The organism is Psychrobacillus sp. NPDC058041 (assembly GCF_042885655.1).
Lineage (GTDB): Bacteria > Bacillota > Bacilli > Bacillales_A > Planococcaceae > Psychrobacillus.
The window spans coordinates 307,014-332,520 of record NZ_JBHVRO010000002.1 but is presented as its reverse complement, the minus strand read 5'-3'; the positions used below and the strand labels follow the sequence as shown (position 1 = coordinate 332,520).

Below are 25,507 nucleotides of genomic sequence, written 5' to 3'. Positions count from 1 at the left end.
CCTTACTATTTAAGAATGTTTTTCTTATAGTAAGGTTTTTTTTTGGGGTTCAACCAATTCGGAGTTAGGTTAGTGTAAAATAATGTTAGAGGAAATTTAACCAATAAAGGAGAATACATGCATGCTAACTTCCAAACAACTACACGACATTGAAAAACTTCAAAGAGAATGTGAAACGTATGATCAGCTCCAGATAAAATTAAACTGGGAAATGCTTCGGAATAGAGACACAGATCAACTAGATTACCTTCATTATGAAAATGAAGAACTAGTTGCCTTTTTAGGATTGTACGCTTTTGGTTCAACAGTAGAAGTATGTGGAATGGTAAAACCAAGCGAACGACGAAAAAGTCATTTCTCCCGATTGTTCCAACAAGGAATGGCTACGGTAAAACAAATTGGTTCTAAGCGAATATTGTTAAATGCACCTGCAAGCTCTACTGAAGCTAAAGCTTTTTTAACGAAAAATGGAGCTATTTATGGGTTTTCCGAACATCAAATGAAGTGGAATGAAAAACATCTAGAAGAAGTACATGGTTTTACATTGCGACTTGCGAATACTGAGGATTTAGAAATGCGTATTCGTTTGGATATCGAAGCGTTTGATTTAGCTAGAGAAGATGCACAAGCAATGGAAAGTAGAATAGACGGAGATGCGGACAACAATATGTTCATGATTGAAGTAAACGAAGAAACAGTCGGGAAAATCCGCGTGAAACGAGAAAATGGCGAAGCATGGATTTATGGATTTTCCATCTTACCGACACATCAAGGAAAAGGAATCGGCAGAAAAGTATTGAAAAGAGTAGTTAAGGAACAATCTGAATCAGGTCACTCTGTTCATTTGGAAGTAGAAACTTTAAATGAGCATGCACTAGGACTTTATCAATCTATAGGATTCCAAGTGGTACATGCCCAAGATTACTATACGTATAATTAAAAATATTTAACCCTGGTTTCTTTACAAACCAGGGTTAAATATTTTATTTTTCTTCAATTTATTCTATTATCAATGTCTCCCCAGTTTCAAGCAGACTTTTCAGATTGCTCAAAATCATTGGCCAGCCATTGTTATAGCCTTTAAATCCATCGTTTTCTTCAACAAAATCTGTTGGTAATAGATCCAAATGCTTGAGTGATAATTTTACGGTCGAATTTATCGTTTTTAGTTCAAAGGATACCTTTGTTGGGCGTTCCCGTATTGTTTTATCTTCCAACCATTGAAAAGTATATGAAAGAAGATGATATGGCTCATTTATTAATATTTTTCCTTTGTCTGTAATCTTCCCATTCTTATCAATAAAAGAAACTATTGATCCTACTTGCCAATCAGTATTAACTTGTAAATCAAACCAATATTTTTTTATCATGTCGCTGCTGGTTAGAGCTTCCCAAAGCTTTTCTTGCGTTGTTGCTATGTAGATTTCATAAACAAACTTTGTATTAGTCATCATTTTCCTCCTCTATACTCAATTGGTTGTTCTGAAGTCTAGTAATTTATCTTATTCCACTAACATATTATTTATCAAATTATTATTATTCCAATCTTTCGCAAGCATTCCATAAACAACATGATCTACATAATGGTCATACAGCCACTCAGTTTCACGTACACAACCTTCTTCCATAAAACCTAGTCTTTCTGGAATTGCTCTGCTTTTTTTATTTTCTACAGCTGCACGAATCTCTACTCTGTTCAATTTCAGGTCATTTATCGCATAATCAACAAAAGCTTTTACTGATTTAGTCATTAAACCTAACCCTACATAGTCATTACCAAGCCAGTAGCCAATGCTCGTTGATTTATTACTCCAGTTGATTTGATGAAAACCAATAACACCAGCAATTTTTCCATCATACCAAATTCCTGCTTGAAAGCCATTATTCTCTCCAAATTGTTTCATCGTGGATTGAATAAAGTTCTGAGTGTCTGCAACAGACTTATTGTAATCGATAAATGGCAGCCATTCTTTCAAGGTTGCTTTTGACTGAATCGTCAAATCGAACAAATGTTCAGCGTCCTGTAAATCGAGCATTTTTAATTTAGTACTTTCATCAATATTGTAAGAAAACATACAAATTCCTCCATCTATAAATGTTTTTGTAAAATCTCTCTTATCTTCTCCTCGATCTTCTTTTCAACGTCTTCAGTTAAAGCAATTGCTTCTTTTGAATAATAAACTAGCTGATCATGATGTCCAATCATAACTGTATAAAGTGCATTTTCAAACATAGTTAGATCGTTTGCATCATTGCCAAAAGCGATATAGTTTCCTTTCTGTACACCCAATTCTAACAAAGCACTCCATTTATGTATACCTTTAGGACTAATATCAAGCACATTTTCATTCCGATGTGTATGTATAGAAACATTGAGTTCCTTGAGCTTCGTAGCCAATCTATCAAAGTTATTAGAAGTTAATAGTAATATCTTTACAATTGTTTCCAGTTCATCGACACCAACTAATTGGGCTAATTTCCCCGGATCCACATTTTGTAGAATCGCATGAGTTTCGGGACCAGTATAGGCATAGTCCCATTCTCCATCTATTAAATAAGTAGCTTCACACTCAGTGATAATCCTTCTAATTGATGCTATTTCTGTTGCCGAGAAGGCTCTTGCATATATTACTTCTCTATTTTTATAGATAAGTGATCCATTTCCGCCAATCATTGTGTAATGATGTAGATCTTCGTGTATTACTGGCAGCATATCTCTTATTGGTCTAGCAGATGCAAAAATAACTTCATGACCTTTATCCGTTAATTCTTTGAGGGAACGAACTAATCTGTCCGAAATTGGTTGCCCTTTAAAACAAATCGTACCATCTAAATCAAAAACAAACTGCATACTACTCTTCCTCCTATTCATAGGACCTGTTTTAGTTTACATAATATTATTATATCAAACTAATTGATTGAAAGGATTATCTTCGATCACTTGTTGAATTTCTTTATCCTCTACATGCGTATATATTTGTGTAGTAGATACACTTGAGTGACCAAGAATATGTTGCAGACTTCTAATATCAGCACCATTTTTGTACATAATCGTTGCTGATGTGTGTCTTAGCTTATGTGGAGTAATTTTTTCTTTACTTAAGCCAGAATCATTGTTGATTTGTTTAACGATTTTCGCCACAGTTTGGCGTGTTAATCTTGTCCCCTTTTGAGATAAGAATAGTGCTTCCTTGGTGCTTGCTCCTTGTATGTATGATCGTTCTTTATTCATATAAACTTGAAGAGATTGGATACAAGCATTATTTAAAAATACAGTACGTTCTTTGTCACCTTTACCGATAACATGCAATACATTACCTTGGATAGATGTAAGATTCAGACTGCATAGCTCTGAAACACGAAGCCCTAGGTTTAAAAAGAACATCATCATACTATAATTACGATAATAATGATTACTTCTTCTTATTCCTGTTATAAACATCTCCGCTTCTTGTAAATCCATATAAATTGGTTTTTTCTTTCCTATTTTCGGGGTTTCCAGCTCTTCAGCAGGATTATCTTCTAATAGTCTTCTTTTTCCTTTTAAATACTTAAAAAAAGATTTGAGTGTCGCTGCTTTTCTTGCTCTAGTGGCTGGACTATTATTACGCTGAACCTCACAGAACTCTAAAAATAAATACATGTCTTCTAATGATATTTGTTTAATAAAATCTATTGTAATCTCTTTAATACTGATTTCATTCATTTTATCTATTTTAATATCATCTCCCACTGCTTTCAGGAATCGGAAAAACAAAGTCATATCATATTCATATTCTTTTCTCGTTCGTAGCGATTTTCCTTTAATCGTCGTTAAATATACTAAAAAATCCTTTAGTAGTTTGGGAATTTCTCTATGCAAAATTTTCACCTCATCTTCTCCTAGTTTATCACAAAAAAAGGTTCCCAAATATGAATTTGGGAACCTTTTTAGATTTTTTAGTAATTTTCTAGTTATGAGCTAGATTTTTATACATAATATTACTAATTTCAGATTCGCTCTGAGAAGCTTATAACTTTTCTGTTGTGAGTTATTGTACGTAACTCACCTCTCAAAGCGAATGCAAAATTGCACTAGTAAATGTATTTTCTTAAGAAACATCTGATTTTTTTAATTGTTTTTTGCGGATTATATATACAATCGTTAGTAATAGAGGTACTAAAATAAAAAATACTATGGAGAGGGAGATACTTGTCTTACTATCAAAATGCGCTTGAGAGATAAAGTTTGGAGCAATAATAATTGAAAGTACAGTAATAATTATTCCTAAAGGATAAGTCATTGGACGATAATCTTTCAAATTAAATATTTGTGCCAACCCTATCGTGCCAGCATAAAAATAAATAGATGCTTTAAAATAAAGGCATATAATCCACAATGCAGCCATTATTACCTCAATGCGATTTATAAAGTTACCAATATTTATTTGCCTCGCTAAAATGTAGCTTGGATAAATTTGTCTAGCAGTTGTACTGGAACCTAGTACGAAAACGCATAAAACAGTTATAATAATAATAACTATGCCTCCAATAATAATTCCTAAAAAAAATGATTTTCTTCCTTTTTCATATTCATTAATAAGTGCAGGAAATATCATTAATAAAACAATAGCATTTACTGATGATATAACAGCTATCATTATGGAAGATTTCATCATTGTACTTAATTTGGAAATAAAGAATGGTTCTAAGTTGTGAACTTTAATTTCAGGAATTATAAAAATAACTAAACCGATAAAAAGGAATAAAAAGATAAATATCAGAATTTCTGCGGAACGTGCTAATGTTTCTAGTCCAAGACGAATACCCATTACTAAGATAATAGCCATAAGAATAGTTATAACTAAAATGGGTGTATTTGGGAACAATTGTGAAGCTAAAAATAATCCCTGTTTACTTAATAAACTTGCTGTATATAATAGAGACAAAAAAACAAATAGAATAGAACTAAATTTACCAAACCACTTTCCTAAAATTTTTTCGTTAAGTTGAACATAAGTGAGATTTGGAAACCAAGATGCAATTTTTGTGAAAAACCAGATGACCAAAATTCCGATTATTGTACCCATTATAGTCGCAATCCATGCATCTTGCTTTACATCTACAGCTATAGCAGATGGTAATTCAAGAATACTAGTACCTATCGAAAAAAAAATGACAAGTACAAGGAATTGAAATGAACTTATTTTAATGTTTTGCATTCCATCACCCTTTCTCTTGCTGCAATTCTTTTAATGATTAGTTATGATATCATTTAAAGGTTTTACTATGCCTGTTAGAAAATCAACCGGATTTGGAATTTTTATATTAAATGCTATCGCAATTCCAAAACCTACACCAAGAGCAAGGAGAGCTGAAAAGATAATTAATCCTTTTTTATCTTTATTTTTTAAAAGAGCAGGAACTTCCAACTTTACGATGACTGCTGCGATTAATAGTATTCCTAAGCTATTTACCATATTGAATTAGTCCTTTATTTTTTCTTTGAAAGAATTATTGATTGCACCTATTAACTTAAATTCAACATCTACTTTAATATTTACTTTTGCATCTAAAAACTTTTCTTCCCATTGATCTTTCACTTTTTCCCATGCTTTATGGTCGTCATGATAAATAGCTGCTCCAAATCCAAAAATATCAACACCTATTTCCTTCTGAACTTTTTTTATCGTCTTTTCAATGGAATCTATTTCTTCTTTTTTGTAGATTTTCTCTAATGCATGAAGTGATTCTTCTTTTGTAAGATCCATTTCGCATTCTACGGCACCTACATCTCCCGCTACTTGAATATGGATATCAATTTCTGGTTTTCCTTTATTCAATTTGCCTTTCATTTTTGATTCAAATCGGTATACTTCAATGTTTGCTTTTCCTTTTTTAGGGCATGAAATAGTAGTTACAGAATGCTTTATATGATTTATTACACTATTATAACTTTTGGTATCGAATTCACTTAACCATCCGACTAGTTTATCTCTATTAAAAATAGCTAATCCATCGAACTCAATCTGAGCAGCAGGCATGATAGATTCTACATTCGATTTATCAGACCCACTTTTCGGATCCCCCAAAATTTTAACACCAGTTAACACTGGTTGTTTACCTGTTCTTTGCAATTCTGTTAAAAGTTCAATGAGTGTCACTCCAATGGTATTTGCATAGGCTTTATCTGAATTAAGTAGCGTGAAGTACATGTCAGCAGCAGGTACGCTTTCTAATGGAGTTTGAACATTCAATATTTTTTCCGCAGTACTATCTTTGGCTACAGCAACGTAAAAATCCCAACGCACTTCCCAATTTCTTGCGAAAAAATCTAATGAATCTCCTATTCCTTCTTTTGCTAAAGAATCGCCGATGATTAACACTTGTAGATGTCCAAGGTATATATTTCTTGGTGATGCTTTGGTCAGTTGACGAATAGCTTCATACACAGTCGTTCCTTTTCCTTGGAAAATTGTTATTTGAGAGTGACCTGCTCCACCTTTCATTGAAAGCTCAGATGGTACAGCTACTTGTGCAGTGACCAAGTACTCATCATCAATTTTATCTAGACCAATTCCTACTGTTATTGCAAGTTCATTTAACTCTCGTTTATCCCAACATCCTGATAGGAAGAGAATAAGAATTAGTAGTATAAAGATGCCTTTTTTCACTGACTCTCTCTCCTTTACTTTTCCTAATCATCTTTACCCGGCTTAGGTGGAGTGTACTTTTGTCTTATTTTATTTTTCGTTATTAAATCAGGACGTGTAGTCATTTTCCATATTGGCACTCGTATAAATGCATCTTTTTGACCTGAAAGACTAAAAGGTGCTAAAGGTGACATATAAGGAACTCCAAAAGAACGTAAACTACATAAATGTAAAATAAGTGCAATCAATCCTATTACCATCCCATAAAAGCCAAACATGGCAGCTAGTCCAATAAAAATAAAACGTAACATTCTACCCGCAATTGCAATATCATAAAGCGGAGAAACAAAACTGGAAATAGCTGTTAGTGAAACAACAATTACCATTGCTGCTGAAATAATACCTGCCTCAACCGCTGCAGTTCCAACAACAAATCCGCCTACAATGGACATAGCGGCTCCTACTACTCTTGGCATTCGTAAACCAGCTTCACGAAGAATTTCAAATGCAACTTCCATAATCATTACTTCAATAAATGCTGGAAATGGTACATTTTCACGTTGTGCTGCCAAACTCATAAGCAAGGCAGTCGGTATCATTTCCTGATGAAAAGTAATAACTGCAAGATAAAAAGCTGGTAAAAGCAATGAAATCATAAATGAGAAATAACGTAGAAGACGAATTAACGTAGCCATAATAGTTCTTTGATAGTAATCTTCTGTAGATTGAAAGAATTGAATAAATACAGCTGGAACCATTAGAGAGAATGGTGTTCCGTCTATTAAAATCGCTACTTTTCCTTGCAAGAGTGCAGCGGATACTACGTCAGGTCGTTCTGAATTATATATTGTTGGGAAAGGTGAAAACTGTGAGTCTTGTATTAATTCCTCAATATAGGCACTTTCCAATATCCCATCAATGTCAATTCGATCCAATCTCGAATTGACTTCTTTTACTACACCATCGTCTGCTACTCCCTTAATATACATAATTACTACATTCGTTTTTGTGCGTTTACCAATTACCTTGGAATCCATCCATAAGTTAGGATCCTTAATAATTCGACGAACTAATGCCGTATTTATACGCAAGTTTTCGGAAAAACCTTCTCTCGGCCCTCTTACTACACTTTGAGCAGTTGGCTCGGTTACCCCACGTTCAGCCCAATGCTTATTACCGATAATAAAACCATTCGAATAACCGTCTACCATGAAAATAGCGTCTCCGGATAATAGATGTGTGAATAGATCATCAAAGTTGTTAAAATCTTTAATTTCACCTACTGTCATCGCAAAGTCTTTTAATGTAGTTATCAACTTAGGATTAGGCGTTAAATCATCTTCTAGTGCCGTTTCCTTAATATCTAACATTAATGTTTCCAAAATAAAATTTTGTAATGAAGTTGCATCGCTCAAACCATCTGTATAAATGATTCCAGCATTAATGCTTCCCTCTTTTCCAATTTTAATTTCTCGAATGATAATATCCGCGCTTTTTCCAAGAGTTTCTTTTACTTTTTGAATATTTACCTGAAGTTTTGAATTTAGGGCAACTTTTTCTTTTGGCTCCTTCTCTTGAGGCGAAGGAGATGGGGAATTTAATACAATATTATTATTCTTTTTAAAAAAACCCATACGTTCCCTCTTTATCACTTTTTTTTGGTATCTTTTGTCATAAGGAGTATTACCAAGATATCTCGAGTTTATACTTTTAGAATCGGTAGGAAATTTATAGAACCTTTCAAGGAGGCATTTAGCAAATCGAGGGAAGCGGCCAGAAGCGTGCCCCCGAAAGCGCCAGTTGTAGCAGAAATCAACCTGTTCATGGCTAAAAAATTTTCTTTATAAAAAAATAAAAACACCAAGGGCTCTTGGTGTTTTTAAACTTATATTATTGCTTATTTTTGAAATGCTTAATTTGTACTTTTTAAGGTTTGGATTATCCTTTTCATTACGAAACCATTCAATAATTAGACGGTTTATAATTAGTATTAGATAAGAAAATTTTAACGTTTAAGAGCAATATTTAGTAGTTCCCATCTGATACTCTCTTACTTTAAATTCTAGTTGTAGTTTATCGGGCATTTATATGCTTCGTGTAGCCATTTTTATGTCCTTTTAGCTTATAAATAAGTGTTCCAACAATAAACCCTACGATGGCCGGTACTAACCAACTAAAACCATCTGAAGCTAATGGTAACTTTGCAATAATGTCTTTTATAACTGGAGTCTTTAATAAAGATCCAACTGTTTCAAAAAAGCTTACAATGAAAGTTAACAAGATAGCTCCCTGATAAGACCCAGCATTCGGAATAAACTTAGCAAAAACACCAAGTAATACTAATACTATAGCTACAGGGTACAACGCTAGGAAGATTGGCATCGCATAAGTAACAATCGCTCCTACACCAGCTGAACCAAGTACAATGCCTACAATACATACAATCGCTACCCAAATACGATAGCTTAATTTATTTTTTGTTAAATCATTCAAGAAATCTGCGATTACAGCAATTACTCCAATTGCAGAAGTCAAACATGCTAAAGCAATTGCAACAGCAAGAGCTACTGCTCCTATACTACCAAGTGATCGATCGACTAACAGAGATACTAAAGCTGTATCCTCAATACCTGCAGGTGCAAACCCACTGCCGGAAGCTCCAAGAAATAACAAACCACCATAAACAATTAGTAAACCTAAGCCTGCTATAAGCGTACCTGTTAATGCCATCTTGCGAGCTGATTTTCCTTTATAGCCAAAGCCGGCTATTGCTGCTATAAATATTGGTGCACAAAATATTCCTGTAACTACATCTCCAGTTTGGTAAGCACTTATAAAAGCATTAGAAAATGAATTTTTAATATTTGTAACAACCGGTGCACCGATTGGATCGAAAATACCTTTCCCAACGATAAATAAAAGGATTATTACTAACACTGGTGTAAGCACTTTTCCTATTTTATCTATTACATTAGATTTATCCATTGCAAAATAAAAACAAATTGCAAAGAATACAATAATTGTAACGATGGATGGAACACTAGGAAAAAGTTGATGAACTCCTAATTCATGGGTAGTTGCAGACATCCTTGGAATTGTTACAAACATTCCGATTCCAACCATTAATAACAAGTTAAACACTTTATAAAACCAAGGACTGATTGGTCTAGTTAAATCTTCAAATTTCCCACCAACATTTATAATTGCAATAACTGACAAAAGTGGTAAGACGATTCCTGTTACACAAAAACCAACTAAAGCTACTACCCATTCAGTTCCTGATACATTCCCAATTGACGGAGGAAATATTAAATTTCCTGCTCCAAAAAATATAGCAAATAACGCAAATCCTACTATTAAACTATGTTGTACTGTTTTACTCATAAAATTCCCCTCTTTCAAATATAACCCCATTGAAAACCCTTACAAAACTACAAGAAATAATCCATCACGTCTTCAGCGTTATTATTCATACTCACGCTTTTCGTAGGAAGAAATGTGCGAAGTAAAGTAAAACTATAAGTTTGTTTAATTGACCCCCAATTTCTAATTTTCTAATAGTTATTTTTTATATTAAATAATTATAGGTAATAAAAAAAGGAGGTAAATATTTCACCCCCTTTGTAAAAACTTTTTACCTCAACTCGTACTTTTCCATTTTATATTTTAATAATTGTTTTGAAATTCCCAGTCTTCTTGCTGATTCGGCCAGTTTACCGCCCGTGTTTCTAAGTTCCCCAACAATTAAACTCTTTTCATATTCTTCGACTTTATCCTTCAGATCTATGCTTCTTTCCGGCTGCTTAATTTCAATGGATTTAGTTAAAGAATTTTTTATTTTGGTAGGAATATCATTCAGAGTAATAACTTTCGTATTTGCATTATTATAGGCAGTTTCAATCGCATTTTTCAGTTCACGCACGTTTCCTGGCCAGTTGTATTGTTTGAATAGGAATAAAACTTCTTCGTCCATTCTTTCCATTTTCATATGCATATGGCGATTATAAAACTGTATGAAATAATTCGTTAGCCCTTCAATATCTTCTTTTCTTTCTGACAATAAAGGCAAATCGATACGAAAAACACCTAAACGATAATATAAATCCTCACGCAATAACTTATTAGCAACTAACTTCTCAGGATCCTCATTCGTAGCAGCTATAACACGAATATTTAAATGAACATTATATGTACTACCCATTCGACGAATAATTTTATCTTCAATAACTTTCAATAACTTTGCCTGGATCTTTATATCCAATGCATTTACTTCGTCTAAAAAAATTGTTCCTCCATTAGCTTGTTCAAATAAACCAATAATATCTGGTGTAGCAGTTACACTATCCTTTTCAGTTCCAAACAGAATATGTTCCACAAGTTCAGTTTGAATCTCCGCACAATTAATAGAAATAAATGGCTGGGTAAAACGATTACTCAGGTTATGAACAGCTTGTGCAACAATTTCTTTTCCTGTTCCAGTTTCTCCATAAATTAATATGGTAGATTCCGTGTTAGAAACTCTTTGAATTTTATTTTTCACTTCTTGCATGACATTACTTTCTGAAATAAAGTTATCTATCGTGTAAAAAGTATTATTTTTTCTATATATTTTATTTTCAGCAAATTGTTCAAGCTTTTGGATATCTTCTTTATGATAAAAATGCTTTGAAAATTCTATTGCTCCAATTATTGTGTCTCCTTTTTTAATTGGAAAGGAAGAACTTTTCGATATATAGCTAAAGCCGTTGATGGAGGTTAATTTTTGTTCTATATTCCATAATGATTCTCCAGTTTTTAACACTCTCATCAACGTGCTATTTTCTATAGATAAGTCTTTATAAAAAGACGTTATGTGCTTTCTTAAAAACTCCTCGGGCTTTAACCCTAATTGCTGTAAAATATTCAAATCTGCTAAATCATAAAAAATGGTAATACCGTTTGCATCGACTATTAAAACATTGTCGTAATCAGTCAAATGATAAAGTTCGCTGAAATTCATTTATTTGCCCGTCCTTTCAAACCTTATGACTTCGGGTAATAATACAAATTTAAATAAAGCTCATAAATTCCTCAAACCACTGAGCGCATTTAAAAGAGTTGTCCCATTCAGGATCACTGTCTTCTATTCCCCAACAAGCATATAAAGTGGACATAGCTACTGCAGCCTTTAGAAGTCTTTCTTTATTTAATTGCATTTCATCGCAGAGTATATTGACTCTCTTTTCTAATAATTGTCTTGGATCTAGTTTATTAAACAATTGATTTGTTAGAAATGAAATAAAATCAAAATATGTGTCTCCTATTACTCCCTTTGGATCAATTGCAAGCCATCCATAATTATTTGAGTACAATATATTCTCATGATGTAAATCACCATGCAACAGATCATCATTGTTTGAAGAATTAGCTATTTCATAAAAATAAGCTTTTGCAAGAGAAACAAAATGTTGGGGGATGGGACCGTCATTCGATGGAAATTTTTCTTGATAACGGTCGAATGCCTGCATCCAATTTCTTACCGACGGATGATTAGAATTTTCTTCTACTTTTCTGCGTATAGCATTCCAAACGCGAGAAAAATGTTTGACTGCAAGATGTTCTTCTACTTCGGTAAGCATCGTACCAGGCTGTAAATGTTCTAATAGCATTGCACCATTTTTCGAATCCTCTTTTATTATTTTGACACATCCTTTTCCATTGTATGTTAGCAGTGTTCGTATCTCGTTTTCAAAATCGTAATTAGCAATTCCAAGTTTTAATATTCCTTTTTTTCCGTTCTCTTCTACTACTTTTAATACATAATTATAAGATAAATTTTCTACCGCACCTTCGGATTGTAGGTTCCATTTTTCCAAGTATGTATCCACAAGTGTTTCTAATGTACCTAGCCATTCTTTTCCTACTTCACCAAAAGCACCTATAATCTTCATCTCAAAAGCACGAGGAAATATCATCAATTTTACCTGCCTTCTTCAAAAAATTATCTCGCTATTCCTTAATTTCTCGCAAAATTACCATCGACTTCTACTGTTTCAAATATATTAATAAATGCACTTGTATCATGTTTCCGAACAATTTGTTTAATTTGCATCGTTTCATATCGTGTAACTACCATCATTAAAATTTGTTTCTGTTCCCCTGTAAAACCGCCATAACCATCAGTAATAGTTACCCCGCGATAAATGGACTGCACCAATTCAGTTCGAATTAAATCACCTTTTGTAGTAACAATCTGCATCGTCAGCTTTTCGTGATTTGTATAAATTGTATCAACCATCTTACCTGACAAATAGATAGATAAAAGTGTATATAAAGATATCTCCCAAGAGAAAACGGCACCTGATACAAGAACAATGATACCATTCATTCCTGTTAGAAGTAGTCCAACACTTATATTACTGGTACGTGAAATGATAATTGCAATAATATCCAATCCACCCGAAGTCCCGGCGTATTTTAGAATAATCCCTACTCCCAATCCACTAATAATTCCTCCAAAGATTGTAGAAAGTAACATATTATCTGTTACAGTAACAACAGGTAGCACATATAAGAATAAAGATAATGAAAAAACACAAATAAGTGTGCTAATCGTAATCTTTTTCCCTAGCTTGAAGTATCCTAAAACAAGTAGCGGTAAATTAAGAACAAAATTTAGTAATCCAGTATCAAAAGGAGTAATGATACCTAGTAATATGGCAATTCCACTAATTCCTCCACTAAGTATTCCTTGAGGAACTAAGAACAAATTAAAACCAAATGCAATAATAAGTGACCCAACAACAACAATTAAATTTTTCATAATGACCCCCATAATAAAAAGTACTAATGTTAAAATGTCTTAAATATCAGCATTCTAACGAAGTTACAAAAATAAACCTAGAATAATTTTGCAGACAAAAAACTCGTCCCTAATAAGGAACGAGTTTTTACTCCCGTGACCACCCATAATTCACAGTTTAACATAATAAGCACTCAATTAATAAACTATTTACATGAAGAAACGACACTTCTTTTTTTATATTATTTTAATGAATACGGAAATAGCTTTCCTTTAAGATTTCTTTACAATTATTTTGCCGTTGTCTAGTTGTAAATTAATCAAGTTTAATCCGTCCCCAAATATCGTTTTTGTATTTGAATGCCCAAAAATATCAATTTTACCTACATCCACATTTGCTTGAAAAGTCGCATTAGAAGGTTCTTTATCGGTTTGTATTTCAATTAGACCATTATCTGCTTTAAAATCAATGGATCTTTCCAAATTATTTGTAATTAATACAATGCGCCCATTATCAGTTTCCGCTTTTAACTTGCCTTCTACATTATCCATTAGAATTTGTCCGTTATCCGTTTTAGTAAGAACGGATACTGAATTCATATTCTTTAATTCTATCGAACCATTATCTGTTTCTAAATCAACGTTTTTGACCTTCATATTTTCAGCAACTATACGTCCGTTATCTATTTTTACTTTTAGTTTACTATATTCCTGCTCTGGTACATATACAGTTAATTTAACGTCATGTGAAGTTAAACCAAATTGAATAAACCTCCATCTTTTTTCTTTTAATTCAACTTCTAGAGTATTCCCTTTTACATCTGCATGAAAATTGTAATGGGACTTTTTTTTCATTTTTCCCGAAAACATTGCTTTAGTTGTTTCGGTTTTCGTTGGTATAACTTTTACTGACACATTATCACTCAGTATATGAATATTTGTGAAAGAATTATCTTCCACGATAATCTCATCTGATTTATTTACCAATGCATCCTTTACATTAAGAATAATACTAATTGCTGCTCCTACTAATAAAACAAATAATGATATAATAGCAATTTTTTTAATCCCCATCTTTTTAATCCCCCATTTGATTAAACTATTTCTTACATCTTATTATACTGTACAGACAAAACATTCATATGACCTCTAGGAGTGTTTTATATCAGTCTTAAGACGTAGGAATACGTACAAATACAGCCTATTCAAATTAGTTGTCGGTTTAATAATTCAAACGTCTAATGAACTTATAAATAATAAAAGACCGAATGATTGTAGCATCATTCGGTCGAAATAACAGTGGTTTCCTACAAGGCCATCGACTTCAGAATAATTTTAATACCCATCCATTCGAGGCATTTTTTGGGGTTAAATGAAATTATTAATACGATTAATGTTGAAAAGCTACGACAAATATTAATGCCTCGCTATTGACATCACTCCCTTTCATAGGAGAGTGATCCGACCACCCTTGATCCACCTATTCTATTAAAGCGGGAATGCTATAATTAGTTATTAAATTTTTTCCATGTAACTATATTAAATTAAAACCTTCACCATCGTGTAGTAGCTACTACCTGGTGGGTAATCTTGTACTTCCCCCACTACTTTATATCCCCTGGCCTCATAAAAAGAGCGTGCTTGGAATTCAAAAGTAGTTAAAAGCGATTTTGTTGCCCCTTTATATTTTGCAATTTCTTCGGTTTTATCAAGAAGTAAACTACCTAGCCCTTTTCCTCGAAATTCATTACTAAACCAGAACTTGTTTATTTCAAGCCAATTCCAATACACTTCTGCCGTAATTCCACCAATCCACTGATCATTGTCATTCTTTACAACAATATTTATATGCTGTACTTGTCCTTTTTTTCTTACCTCATTATGATGAAAAGACTGTTCATTATTATATTCTTTTATCTTTTGATTTAAAAAAGAGGAAAAGCCGTCATTCTCTTCTAAACAAATTTCTATAGTATAATCCATCTATTTTCACCTATCTTTTTCTATCTTCCTATTTGGCTTACTAATTCCAAAGTTTTCTCATTCAATAGATCAGTAAATGTAGCTAATTCTTCTTTACTACCTGTTTTGACATAAATAGGAGCTCCAAATATTATCGTTGCTTTTTTCATTTTCCGTAACTCTTTTAAGTTTCTCGGACCAGTATATAATGCAGGGACAATCGGTGCTTTTGATAAATTACTAATTGTTACAGCACCTCTTTTTAAAGGAACATCCTCTGCCGTTCTAGTTCCACTTGGAAATATACCAACAACTTCTCCAGATCTCAATAGCTTTACTGGTTTCTTTATACTACTCGGAGATGGGTTTTCTCGGTCCACAGGAAATGCATTTATTTTTTGCAAGAAATAGCCGATGAGTTTATTGTCAAAAAGCTCTTTTTTAGCCATAAAATGAATCGGTTTAGGCAGACATATCCCGAGTATAACGATTTCCAGCCAGCCCCTATGCGTACACAGTAGATGCTGGTTTTTTACTTTTACTTTTCCAACAAACATACAACTATTTTTGCAATTGTTAATGTAAAATAATACAAATTAAACACCTTCACAACATCTAGTTTTAGTACCTGGTACTAATTATACTTTTCGAAAAATAAAAATACCAGACCCAAAATGGGTCTGATATCTTCTTTTCCTCCAAAATATTTTTCCAAACGTTTCAACATATTCACTAGGAGTTTAGTACAACATTAGATTAAAGGTAGTTGATTCAGTCGCTTGTGGAAATTTATGATTACTTTCGTTCAAACTATATGATTTACTATCTGGCATTCCCTACATATCGATCTCTTGCTGCTCCTAGGCCAACTATGAATAGCAGTACGGATGCGCCAACCAATATTAAGAGTGGAGCAGTCCAGCTATCTGTTACATCATGTAAATACCCAAAGAGCGTTGGGCCAATAGCAGCAAGTAAATATCCGACGGATTGAGCCATACCGGACAAGTCTGCAGCTTGATGTGCATTCTCAGTGCGTAATCCAAAAAACATCATAGATAGACCAAACGCAAAACCTCCACCAATTCCTAATAAGATGATCCATAAAATAATCAAATTCGCACTTCCATAAAGTAATCCTAGTGTGCCAGTTAAAAGTAAAATTTCCATAATGGTAACTAACGTACGTTGGCTCGACATACGCCCAGCGATAACCGGAACTATAAATGTAAATGGTAGCAAGGCTAACTGCATGATGGAAAGTAACCAACCAGACTGATCCGAACTTATCCCTTGTTGCTTTAGCATTTCAGGAAGCCATGCGATAAGTACATAAAACACCATGGATTGTAATCCCATAAACAAGGTTACTTGCCAGGCTAGTCCGGACCGCCATAAATTCACATTCTTTTGAGCGGTCTGATTATGAGTGGTTGGGGGTTCCAGATAACGGTATTTCATTTGAGGAAACCAAAATAAAATGGATACGAGGCTTAAAATTCCCCAAATCCCCAGTGCCCCCTGCCATCCATATCCTAAACCCATTGCAATAGGAACACTGATACCAGAAGCTATTGCCCCAAATAAGTTCATAGAAATAGAATATACACCCGTCATCATTCCGATTCGTTTCGGAAATTCTCGTTTAATAAGGCTAGGCAACAATACATTACAGACAGAAATTGCTAGTCCTAATATTGCCGTACCAATATATAAATTAGTAACTCCTGACAAGGAGCGTAAAATAATACCGAAAGTCAAAAGGATGATAGAAATCAGAATTATTAGTTCCACCCCAAACTTTCGTCCTAATTTAGGAACAAAAGGTGAAAAAAATGCAAAAGCGAGTAATGGTAATGTGGTGATCATTCCAGCTAATGTATTCGATAAATGCATATTATCTCGAATGAGACCCACTAAAGGCCCTACCGAAGTCAAAGGAGCACGTAGATTAGTTGCTATAAAAATTATACCTAAAATAATCAGCCAAGACGCCGATTGCTTTCGTATTATAGATTTGAACTCTGGATCTTTACTAAGTTGTTTGGGTGAATTCATGATGTTCCCTCCTTAAATTTTAACTAATCAACTGATTTATTAATGAGTGTTTACTTCTTTTGAAGAATCATTCCATTAATTTTTCACTCCACCAATTAACATATGATATATTATATTATTTTTATTAAAATGTATACTATAATAAACTTGGTAATATATTAAAAGCTCTGATCACTACTTTACTTTTCCAACCTATTAAAAATTAAAAAAGGAATAACTCTCAATCACCTGTATGGATGATTAAGGGCTATTCCTTGTTTTAATGTAAGGTAGGAAGATAAAAAACATTAAATATTAAATCCCATATTTCAACAAAATATGAAGAACAACAACATCATTAGAATTGTTTATATATGAATGTACACCATCTGCATGAAAACTAATAGAATCGTATTCATTCAACGTATACGACTCTTCATTCACGTTAATCATAATTGTTCCTGTCATTACGGTAACAATTTCCATTGTATTATGGTGATGTTTTTCTGGATGGTATGTACTGTTCGGTTGTAGGTAAGCACGACACAATTCAATCTCATTACTTGCATTTTGAAAAATCGGTTCAATTATCCAAGTCTTCTGATCTCCAGCAATTCTGAACCCTTTCCCTGCCCGAGACACATTCACATTGCTTTCTGTTGAGAATAAGGCCATGAGTGGCAAGGACAAACCTTTTGAAATTTTCCACAACATACCAAGCGTTGGATTTGTTTCTCCACGTTCAATATTTCCAAGTGTTAGTTTGCTAACACTTGTTAATTCTGATAAATCTTCCAGACTTAATTGCTTTTCTTTCCGAAGTTTTTTAAGAGCAGCCCCAACTTGTAAAACGACTTGTTTTGAATCATCCGCTTCCACTTTCATTCCTCCCTTGCTATTTATAGTAAACATGATATTTATTAAGTGTCTAGTGAGAATTATACGGATTACAAGATAAAAATACCAGGCCTAAAGAGATCTGGTACTTTATAATCGTTACTCCATGATATTTAGTTTTCTTTCTCTCTTCCACATGTACAAAAGTAGTGCGATTCCAATCAATAACATCGAAGTATAAGCTGTAGCAAAGGCTTTCCATATCCAATTTTCACCACATACTTCCTTCATCATTATTACCGTCTCATCTATATATTCGTATTTGCTTTGAAAATAGTTTGATAGTTTTTGAAATAATTCTTTTAAAAAACAGACTGCCCATTAGACCGTTTTTCACCGATTTAATGTAGCTGACTTTTAACCTTGATACCATTTCGGAACAAGTAACTTAAAATCATCAAACTGATCTATTGTAAAACGAGTATACTTTTGAAACTTTTCCAATTGATTTATACCACCTTCATGTCCCCAAACTTCCGCAAATACAAGATGCATTGCTGCATACAAACGATGTAACATCCAAAAAGACTCCGGAATAGGCTGACAATCATGATAACCATCTAAAACACCTTTCGAATAATTTTTACTAATAGATACATTAAAATATTCCATTTTGTAAAATTCATTGATTGGATCAGCATATGTAATTTTTTGCATATCTATTAAACCAGTAAAAGTATTTTCATGAACCAATATATTACCAGGGTGAAAATCAAAATGTTGAACACAGTTTGGTCTGTCTTTTAATAAGTGCAAATTGTTTTGGATAAAAGGTAAAATGTTTTGATAGTGAGGATTTTGTTCAACGATTGCTTTAAATCGAGGTGCTTGTAATTCTATACGATTTAACCATTTCTCTTCCCAAGAAGGAAAGTCGGCCGGAGCATGGACGCTATGCATCTTCTTAAGCGTTTTCCCTACTTGTATACCAATTTCATATTGTTCATTTTCACTTTTCAACGGTAAAACTTCTTCCCCGTTTTCTCCACTTGCATAGTCTAAAATCATATACGCTTTATCTTCAACCATTCCTACATCATGAACATAAGGGATATGAGCGTCTATTGCATGAACTTCATTTATTATTTCTGCTTGTTTTGTTAACTTATTAACATCTCCGTGCGGTGAAATACGTAGTAAGTAGGTACAATCGACACACCATTTTTCATCATCTGAAAATCCTTCCTCTATTAATTGAAAAGAGGTGCACATATTTAGAAATGGTATATTAAGATTCTTCATTCTAATCCTCCAATTCTTTTGTAAATATTATAATAATATTATTTACACAAGAATTTCACTTTACAATATTTTCAGATATTTCGCAAATACAAATGTAAATGAGCTTACAACAAAAGAACTATTTAATGCTCTTAAAGAGACCTATTTCAGATGAGCCAAATAATAATGCCAAACTATTAAAGCGAAATTGGGAAACTCGTTTTAGCAGTGGAATGGCTTGCGTTCATTGTGGAAGCACATCTGTTAACGCTATCTTTGTAAGGATTGCAATAAGACGGTCAATGATATGACCAATTCACCATTCTCTTGCTCTCGCTCTCCAGATAATTGGATGAAATATATGGACCATTCTATTAAAATAATAAATGCACTAGGGGCATGCCCCCCCAATGCACTTTTAGTTATCGATAATGTTAATATTATAATGTTTTAGCCAAAGATTAATTTGAGTTAGATGGGCAATAAGCTGTGGGCCAGTCATTAGCTGCCCGAACCAAGGGGCTTTGAAAGAGGATCCGTCTGATTCTAGTATCTCTGCTACTTTTTGCTTGGAAACTAGTTCTAATATTGGGGATGTTTTATCGTTAATGATACTGCTTAACTTAGCTTTCACTAGTTTCGTATAAATCGGATGGTGTGTTTTCGGATATGGACTCTTTTTACGATAAAGCACTTCATCAGGTAGGATTCCTTCTAATGCTTTTCTTAATATTCCCTTCTCATGGCCATTCAGCATTTTCATTTCCCACGGGATGTTCCATGCATATTCAACGAGACGGTGATCAGCAAATGGGACACGTACCTCTAGGCTCGCTCCCATGCTCATACGGTCTTTTCGCTCAAGCAATGTTGGCATAAACCAAATCATGTTTAAATAAAACATTTCTCTAATTCGGGCTTCTGCTTTTGTTTCCCCTTCTAAATGTGGGACTTCAGAAATGGTTTCCTTATACCTCTCTTTTACATATTCTTTTAGATCAAGGCGCTTTTGCCAATGTGGGAGTAACAGATCTTGCCTTTCCTCCATTGACCTCATCCATGGAAATCCGTTCGCATGCAAAATGTCTGCTTGATAGAACCATGGATATCCACCGAAGATTTCATCCGCACATTCTCCTGATAATGCGACTGTATGATTCTGTTTTATTTGTTCACAAAACCATAATAGTGAAGAATCAACATCTGCCATTCCAGGCAGATCCCTCATCAATACCGCATTTTCCAAGAGATTTGCAAGCTGGTCATTTTTTATTACCGCTGAATGATGATTTGAATCCAAATATTGCTGCATTCTTCGTATCCATGGTCCATCTTCATCAGGTTGAAAAGAGTTAGCTTTAAAATATTGATTGTTTTGCTCAAATTCAATTGAATAGGTTTGGAGGGGGTCAATTCCTTTCTCCTTATAGTAATGAGCTGCAATCGCACTAATCGCACTTGAATCAATTCCACCTGATAAAAATGTACATACAGGAACATCTGCAACTAGTTGACGCTCAATAGCATCTTTGACAAGGAATAATACGCGCTCCACCGTTTCATCAAGTGTATGGTCGTGATGGCTACTTTCAACATTCCAATAACGCCACGATTTAAAGCCATTTCGATTAAAAGTCAATGCATGTGCAGGGCGAAGTTCTTTTATTCCCCGAAATACGCCATGTCCAGGTGTCCGGGATGGACCTAATCCGAAAATCTCCTGTAGTCCTTCACGCTCAATCTCCCGTTTTACTTGTGGGTGTGCAATGATCGCTTTAATCTCTGATCCGAATAGTAATGACCCATTTTCTTCACGGTAAAATAGTGGTTTGACACCTAGACGATCTCTGGCAATAAAAAGCTGTTCAAGGCTTTGATCCCATACTGCAAAGGAGAAAATTCCATTTAAATGCTCTACACATTTCTCACCCCATTCGATATACGCAGTAAGTAATACTTCCGTATCGGAGTAAGACTGAAAAGAGTATCCTCTTTTCAGTAACTCCTTCCGAATGTCTTCCGTATTATAAAGCTCTCCATTATATACAATCGTATATACAGAATCGTTTTTTTCTTTTACCATTGGCTGCACACCTCCGGCAGGATCGACAACGATAAGTCGTGTATGACCAAGTGAAACATGGCGTGAGCTCCATACATTCGAAGCATCTGGCCCCCGTTTCGATAATGTATTAGCCATTTTTTCCACGATGAAAACTTGTTGTGTTAAATCTTGATGCCAATCAATCCATCCTGTTATTCCACACACTCGTCATCACTCTTTCTTATAAGTTTTATTCTTTTTAAACCCACTCCTAATCTATTAATACTGTGTCATATATTGATCGCGTTCCCATGGATGGACTTGTGTTCTAAACATATCCCATTCGATTTCTTTCGCCTCCACAAAATGTGTTAATAAATGGTCACCTAATGCGGACGTAATAACTTGATCTGCTTTTAAATAATCGAGAGCCTGCGCCAAAGTAGCTGGCAAATCAACAATTCCACATTCTTCACGCTGAGCTTTTGACATCACATAAATATTTCGATCGATCGGGTCTGGAGCTTCTATTTTATTTTTAATTCCATCTAACCCTGCAGCTAATAAAACAGCCATTGCTAAATATGGATTTGCTGCCGGATCTACGCTACGAACTTCGACTCGTGTACTTAAACCTCGGGAAGCAGGAATACGAATTAACGGACTTCTATTTCTTGCTGACCAAGCAACATAGCATGGCGCTTCATATCCTGGCACCAATCTTTTATAAGAGTTAACTGTTGGATTAGTAATCGCAGTGAAATTTCGTGCATGTTTTAATATTCCTGCTAAAAAGTTTCTAGCTGTATCACTAATTTCTAATGATGCTGTTGGATCATAGAAAACATTTTCTTTTCCTTTAAACAGGCTTAAATTTGCATGCATGCCCGACCCATTTACACCAAATAGTGGTTTAGGCATAAATGTTGCGAGTAATCCATGTTTACGTGCTATGGTTTTCACAACTAGTTTAAATGTTAGAATATCATCACAAGCTTTTAATGCATCTTGATATTTAAAGTCTATTTCATGTTGGCCAGGCGCTACTTCATGATGGGAAGCTTCGATTTCAAACCCCATTTCTTCTAATTCTAAAACGATATCACGTCTGCAATTTTCTCCTAAATCTGTTGGTGCAAGATCAAAATATCCACCATGATCATTCAGTTCAAGTGTTGGTTCACCTTTTTCATCCAGTTTGAATAAGAAAAATTCCGGTTCAGGTCCAACATTGAAATTAGTAAAGCCCATTTCTTCCATTTCTTTTAATAATCTTTTGAGGTTATTGCGAGGATCTCCCTCGAATGGGGTTCCGTCTGGGTGATAAATATTGCAAATGAACCTGGCTACTTTTCCCTTTTCAGCTGTCCATGGGAAAATAACGAATGTATCTAAGTCAGGATATAAATACATATCAGACTCTTCAATACGAACAAAACCTTCAATGGACGAGCCATCAAACATCATTTTGTTATCCAGTGCTTTCGACAACTGACTAACCGGAATTTCCACATTTTTAATCGTTCCAAATATATCAGTAAATTGTAGGCGAATATATCGTACATTGTGTTCTTTTACCATTTCTAATACAATTTCTCTATTCATATCATCATCTCCCTTAATTGTTTTGTAGATTTAAATCCCACTCACCTTGACATATATAAGTTGCTTTTCCCCTTTTCCATACATGCCCATGTTCATCCCAACTTACTGTCAACATTCCACCTGGAAGTCGGACGTTTACTGGCTTATATTTATCAAGAAATTCATTTAATGTAGCGGCGACTACTGCTGCACAAGCCCCTGTTCCACATGCCATCGTAATACCTGACCCTCGCTCCCATACTCGGTAATCAAGCTCTTGTCTATTTTTAACATGAACAATTCCAACATTAACTCTCTCCGGAAAAAGGCTAGAATGTTCAATGATCGGACCGATTTTCTCTAATGGGAATGCATTTACATCATCGACAAAAATGATCGCATGGGGGTTCCCCATTGATACACAAGTAAGATGATACGAATCCTCTCCAAATGAATACGGTTCGTTAATGGCTGCAATGAATGGATCACCTTCCATCGGGATCATTCCTTTCAACAGTTTCGGCTCACCCATATCAACCGTGACATATTCCACTAGTTGTTCATGATGTGGCTCCACCTCCACAGTCACAACACCGCCTAATGTTTCAATCGTAAAGCGTGGTGTCATTGCGTATTTGTGGTCAAAAAGAAACTTAGATACACAGCGCAAACCATTTCCACAGTTCTGTGCCTCTGAACCATCTTCATTAAAAATTCTCATTTGAAAGTCAGCTGTTTTTGATGAGCGGATGAGAATTATCCCGTCAGATCCAATTCCGAAGTTCACATCTGAGATGTCTTTCGAAAGCTGGTGAAAGTCTTGATTTCTCATATCATCTTCCAATTGATTAAAAATCACATATGCGTTTCCCAATCCGTGCATTTTCGTAAACAACACTTTTCTCCCCTCCTTAAAAAATGAATTTTAAAGTGCAAAGTCTTGCTTTAATTTCTTCTAAGACTCGCTGTTCCTCTTCGTTACCATCAGCTTGAAATGTTACTGAAAAGCGGACATATGGTCCGGCATCATCCCATGGAACAGTAGAGATTAAATGTTTCTTAATTAAATACTGGCTAAATTCCTCTGCTGACTGAAATCTTGGACCATTTACTACTGACCTAGGAATTTTCGTATATAAGAAAAAGGATCCTTTTGGTTTTTTTACTTCAAATCCACAATCACGTAATATTTCCCCGAGAAGATCGTGACGCCGTGAATATTTTGCTGCTATCTGCTCCGTCAGTTCTGGATGTAATAGTGCATGTGCAGCTGCTTTTTGAATAGGAACAAATTGACCCGAGTCATAGTTATCCTTCACAGTTGCAAAAGCAGAAACGAGCTTAGCATTACCTGCTATAAAACCAATTCGCCAACCTGTCATATTGAAGGATTTGGATAAAGAATGTAGCTCGATCCCAACATCTTTGGCACCTGGAATAGATAAGAAACTTAAGGGACGTTCTTGATCAAAAACAAGTGCACCATAAGCAGCATCATGAATAACTATTAATTCATTCTCCTTCGCAAATCGAACGACCTCTTCAAAAAACTCGCGATTTGCTACAGCTCCCGTCGGATTATTTGGATAATTCAAGTAAAGTAATTTTGCTCTTTCTAACACACTTTCACTCAATGAATTTAGCTCTGGTAGAAATGAATTTTCTGCAAGTAGTGGCAGAAAGACAACCTCTCCTCCTAAATATTTTGTATGAGTCCCTAAAATGGGATAGTTTGGAGTCGGCATAATCGTAATATCACCTGGGTTTATAAAGGCGGTCGGAAGCATTGCTAGTGCAGACTTAGAACCAATTGCATGATTAATCTCTGTTTCGGGATCAAGGTCATCGATAGAAAATACTTCTTTCATATATGTTGCTGCAGCGATCTTAAATTCACTTATTCCATTATCTGCATAAAAGCGATTTTCGCTTTTACTAGCTTCGTCCGCTAACTTCTTTACAACCAATTGATCTGCCATTGAATCAGGTTCCCCAACACCGAGATCAATCAATTGCATAGTAGGATTTGCTAATATTGCTTTTCTTTTTGCCCTTTTTATTTTTTCAAACTTGTAGATTTCTTTTTTCAAGCCAAATTGTGATCCACCAATTCGATCTGCAAATAGCTTTTGTAAATAATCATTTGCCATCTCTATTCCTCCAACAAATTAAGCCCTTTTACATATAAAATTTTCATTCAAACTCGATATCTTCTTATTCTTGTTTTTTATACTAACATTCTGAAAATCAAATTTATTTAGACCAATTAAATAAACATTTGCACTTTTATGTAGGTTTGAAAAAAAGATGATCTAAATGCTTCTATTCGTTAGCAAACTTGGCGTTGAA

At 34.4% G+C, this 25,507-nt stretch carries 22 protein-coding genes and 2 pseudogenes; 2 read left to right on the top strand and 22 right to left on the bottom strand.

All coding sequences use genetic code 11. From position 1 onward, the window contains the following. Positions 1-121 precede the first annotated feature (121 nt). On the top strand, positions 122-940 hold the full coding sequence (locus ACFVR1_RS04155; RefSeq protein ID WP_387580725.1) for a GNAT family N-acetyltransferase: 819 nt from the start codon (positions 122-124) through the stop codon (positions 938-940). A 58-nt stretch (positions 941-998) separates the two neighbouring features. Here ACFVR1_RS04155 and ACFVR1_RS04150 read toward each other — a convergent pair whose 3' ends face one another. From ACFVR1_RS04150 to ACFVR1_RS04065, 18 genes and pseudogenes are all read right to left on the bottom strand, one after another. Beyond that, positions 999-1,451: an SRPBCC family protein gene (locus tag ACFVR1_RS04150; RefSeq protein ID WP_387580723.1), complete on the bottom strand. Its 453-nt coding sequence runs from the start codon at positions 1,449-1,451 to the stop codon at positions 999-1,001. 51 nt (positions 1,452-1,502) lie between these two features. Next, on the bottom strand, positions 1,503-2,075 hold the full coding sequence (locus tag ACFVR1_RS04145; protein WP_387580721.1) for a GNAT family N-acetyltransferase: 573 nt from the start codon (positions 2,073-2,075) through the stop codon (positions 1,503-1,505). Between the two features lie 14 nt (positions 2,076-2,089). Beyond that, positions 2,090-2,851, bottom strand: a complete 762-nt coding sequence (locus ACFVR1_RS04140; protein WP_387580718.1) for an HAD-IIB family hydrolase — start codon at positions 2,849-2,851, stop codon at positions 2,090-2,092. A gap of 54 nt (positions 2,852-2,905) precedes the next feature. Next, a complete protein-coding gene (locus ACFVR1_RS04135) occupies positions 2,906-3,871 on the bottom strand; it encodes a tyrosine recombinase XerC (protein WP_387580715.1) in 966 nt (321 codons plus the stop codon). A gap of 220 nt (positions 3,872-4,091) precedes the next feature. Beyond that, positions 4,092-5,201, bottom strand: coding sequence for a GerAB/ArcD/ProY family transporter (locus ACFVR1_RS04130; RefSeq protein ID WP_387580712.1), 1,110 nt, complete (start codon positions 5,199-5,201; stop codon positions 4,092-4,094). Between the two features lie 30 nt (positions 5,202-5,231). Continuing rightward, on the bottom strand, positions 5,232-5,459 hold the full coding sequence (locus tag ACFVR1_RS04125) for a hypothetical protein (protein ID WP_387580709.1): 228 nt from the start codon (positions 5,457-5,459) through the stop codon (positions 5,232-5,234). Between the two features lie 6 nt (positions 5,460-5,465). Continuing rightward, on the bottom strand, positions 5,466-6,653 hold the full coding sequence (locus ACFVR1_RS04120) for a Ger(x)C family spore germination protein (protein ID WP_387580707.1): 1,188 nt from the start codon (positions 6,651-6,653) through the stop codon (positions 5,466-5,468). A 23-nt stretch (positions 6,654-6,676) separates the two neighbouring features. Then, on the bottom strand, positions 6,677-8,266 hold the full coding sequence (locus ACFVR1_RS04115; protein ID WP_387580704.1) for a spore germination protein: 1,590 nt from the start codon (positions 8,264-8,266) through the stop codon (positions 6,677-6,679). A gap of 439 nt (positions 8,267-8,705) precedes the next feature. Next, on the bottom strand, positions 8,706-10,016 hold the full coding sequence (gene brnQ, locus ACFVR1_RS04110; protein WP_387580702.1) for a branched-chain amino acid transport system II carrier protein: 1,311 nt from the start codon (positions 10,014-10,016) through the stop codon (positions 8,706-8,708). Between the two features lie 250 nt (positions 10,017-10,266). Further along, on the bottom strand, positions 10,267-11,631 hold the full coding sequence (locus tag ACFVR1_RS04105; protein WP_387580699.1) for a sigma-54 interaction domain-containing protein: 1,365 nt from the start codon (positions 11,629-11,631) through the stop codon (positions 10,267-10,269). 49 nt (positions 11,632-11,680) lie between these two features. Further along, entirely contained in the window at positions 11,681-12,586 is a 906-nt protein-coding gene (locus ACFVR1_RS04100; protein ID WP_387580697.1) for an aminoglycoside phosphotransferase family protein, read from the bottom strand. A gap of 41 nt (positions 12,587-12,627) precedes the next feature. Next, complete coding sequence (locus ACFVR1_RS04095; protein WP_387580694.1) at positions 12,628-13,434, bottom strand: YitT family protein; 807 nt, start codon at positions 13,432-13,434, stop codon at positions 12,628-12,630. A 252-nt stretch (positions 13,435-13,686) separates the two neighbouring features. Beyond that, positions 13,687-14,487, bottom strand: coding sequence for a DUF4097 family beta strand repeat-containing protein (locus ACFVR1_RS04090; protein WP_387580692.1), 801 nt, complete (start codon positions 14,485-14,487; stop codon positions 13,687-13,689). A gap of 465 nt (positions 14,488-14,952) precedes the next feature. Then, complete coding sequence (locus ACFVR1_RS04085; RefSeq protein ID WP_387580689.1) at positions 14,953-15,396, bottom strand: GNAT family N-acetyltransferase; 444 nt, start codon at positions 15,394-15,396, stop codon at positions 14,953-14,955. A 20-nt stretch (positions 15,397-15,416) separates the two neighbouring features. Beyond that, a pseudogene (locus tag ACFVR1_RS04080) lies at positions 15,417-15,970 on the bottom strand (lysophospholipid acyltransferase family protein). 227 nt (positions 15,971-16,197) lie between these two features. Then, on the bottom strand, positions 16,198-17,433 hold the full coding sequence (locus tag ACFVR1_RS04075) for a CynX/NimT family MFS transporter (protein ID WP_387580687.1): 1,236 nt from the start codon (positions 17,431-17,433) through the stop codon (positions 16,198-16,200). Positions 17,434-17,727: 294 nt separating this feature from the next. Beyond that, positions 17,728-18,297 carry a helix-turn-helix domain-containing protein gene (locus tag ACFVR1_RS04070; protein WP_387580684.1) on the bottom strand — a complete coding sequence of 190 codons (570 nt, stop codon included), beginning with the start codon at positions 18,295-18,297 and terminating at the stop codon, positions 17,728-17,730. A gap of 369 nt (positions 18,298-18,666) precedes the next feature. Then, positions 18,667-19,551, bottom strand: coding sequence for an aminoglycoside phosphotransferase family protein (locus ACFVR1_RS04065; protein WP_387580682.1), 885 nt, complete (start codon positions 19,549-19,551; stop codon positions 18,667-18,669). A gap of 67 nt (positions 19,552-19,618) precedes the next feature. On the opposite strand from ACFVR1_RS04065, the pseudogene ACFVR1_RS04060 reads away from it, so the two are divergent. Next, positions 19,619-19,897 (top strand): annotated as a pseudogene (locus tag ACFVR1_RS04060) (transposase); the annotation flags it as partial. 51 nt (positions 19,898-19,948) lie between these two features. Here the strand turns inward: ACFVR1_RS04060 and asnB are convergent. The 4 genes from asnB to ACFVR1_RS04040 are packed head-to-tail and all read right to left on the bottom strand — an operon-like array spanning position 19,949 to position 25,308. Next, positions 19,949-21,799, bottom strand: coding sequence for an asparagine synthase (glutamine-hydrolyzing) (gene asnB, locus ACFVR1_RS04055; RefSeq protein WP_387580680.1), 1,851 nt, complete (start codon positions 21,797-21,799; stop codon positions 19,949-19,951). 54 nt (positions 21,800-21,853) lie between these two features. Beyond that, the gene (glnA, locus tag ACFVR1_RS04050) at positions 21,854-23,179 is read right to left on the bottom strand and encodes a type I glutamate--ammonia ligase (RefSeq protein WP_387580677.1); all 1,326 of its coding nucleotides are present in this window, start codon (positions 23,177-23,179) and stop codon (positions 21,854-21,856) included. A 13-nt stretch (positions 23,180-23,192) separates the two neighbouring features. Further along, the gene (dapF, locus tag ACFVR1_RS04045; RefSeq protein ID WP_387580675.1) at positions 23,193-24,056 is read right to left on the bottom strand and encodes a diaminopimelate epimerase; all 864 of its coding nucleotides are present in this window, start codon (positions 24,054-24,056) and stop codon (positions 23,193-23,195) included. A 13-nt stretch (positions 24,057-24,069) separates the two neighbouring features. Further along, positions 24,070-25,308 carry an LL-diaminopimelate aminotransferase gene (locus ACFVR1_RS04040; RefSeq protein ID WP_387580673.1) on the bottom strand — a complete coding sequence of 413 codons (1,239 nt, stop codon included), beginning with the start codon at positions 25,306-25,308 and terminating at the stop codon, positions 24,070-24,072. Positions 25,309-25,507 lie beyond the last annotated feature (199 nt).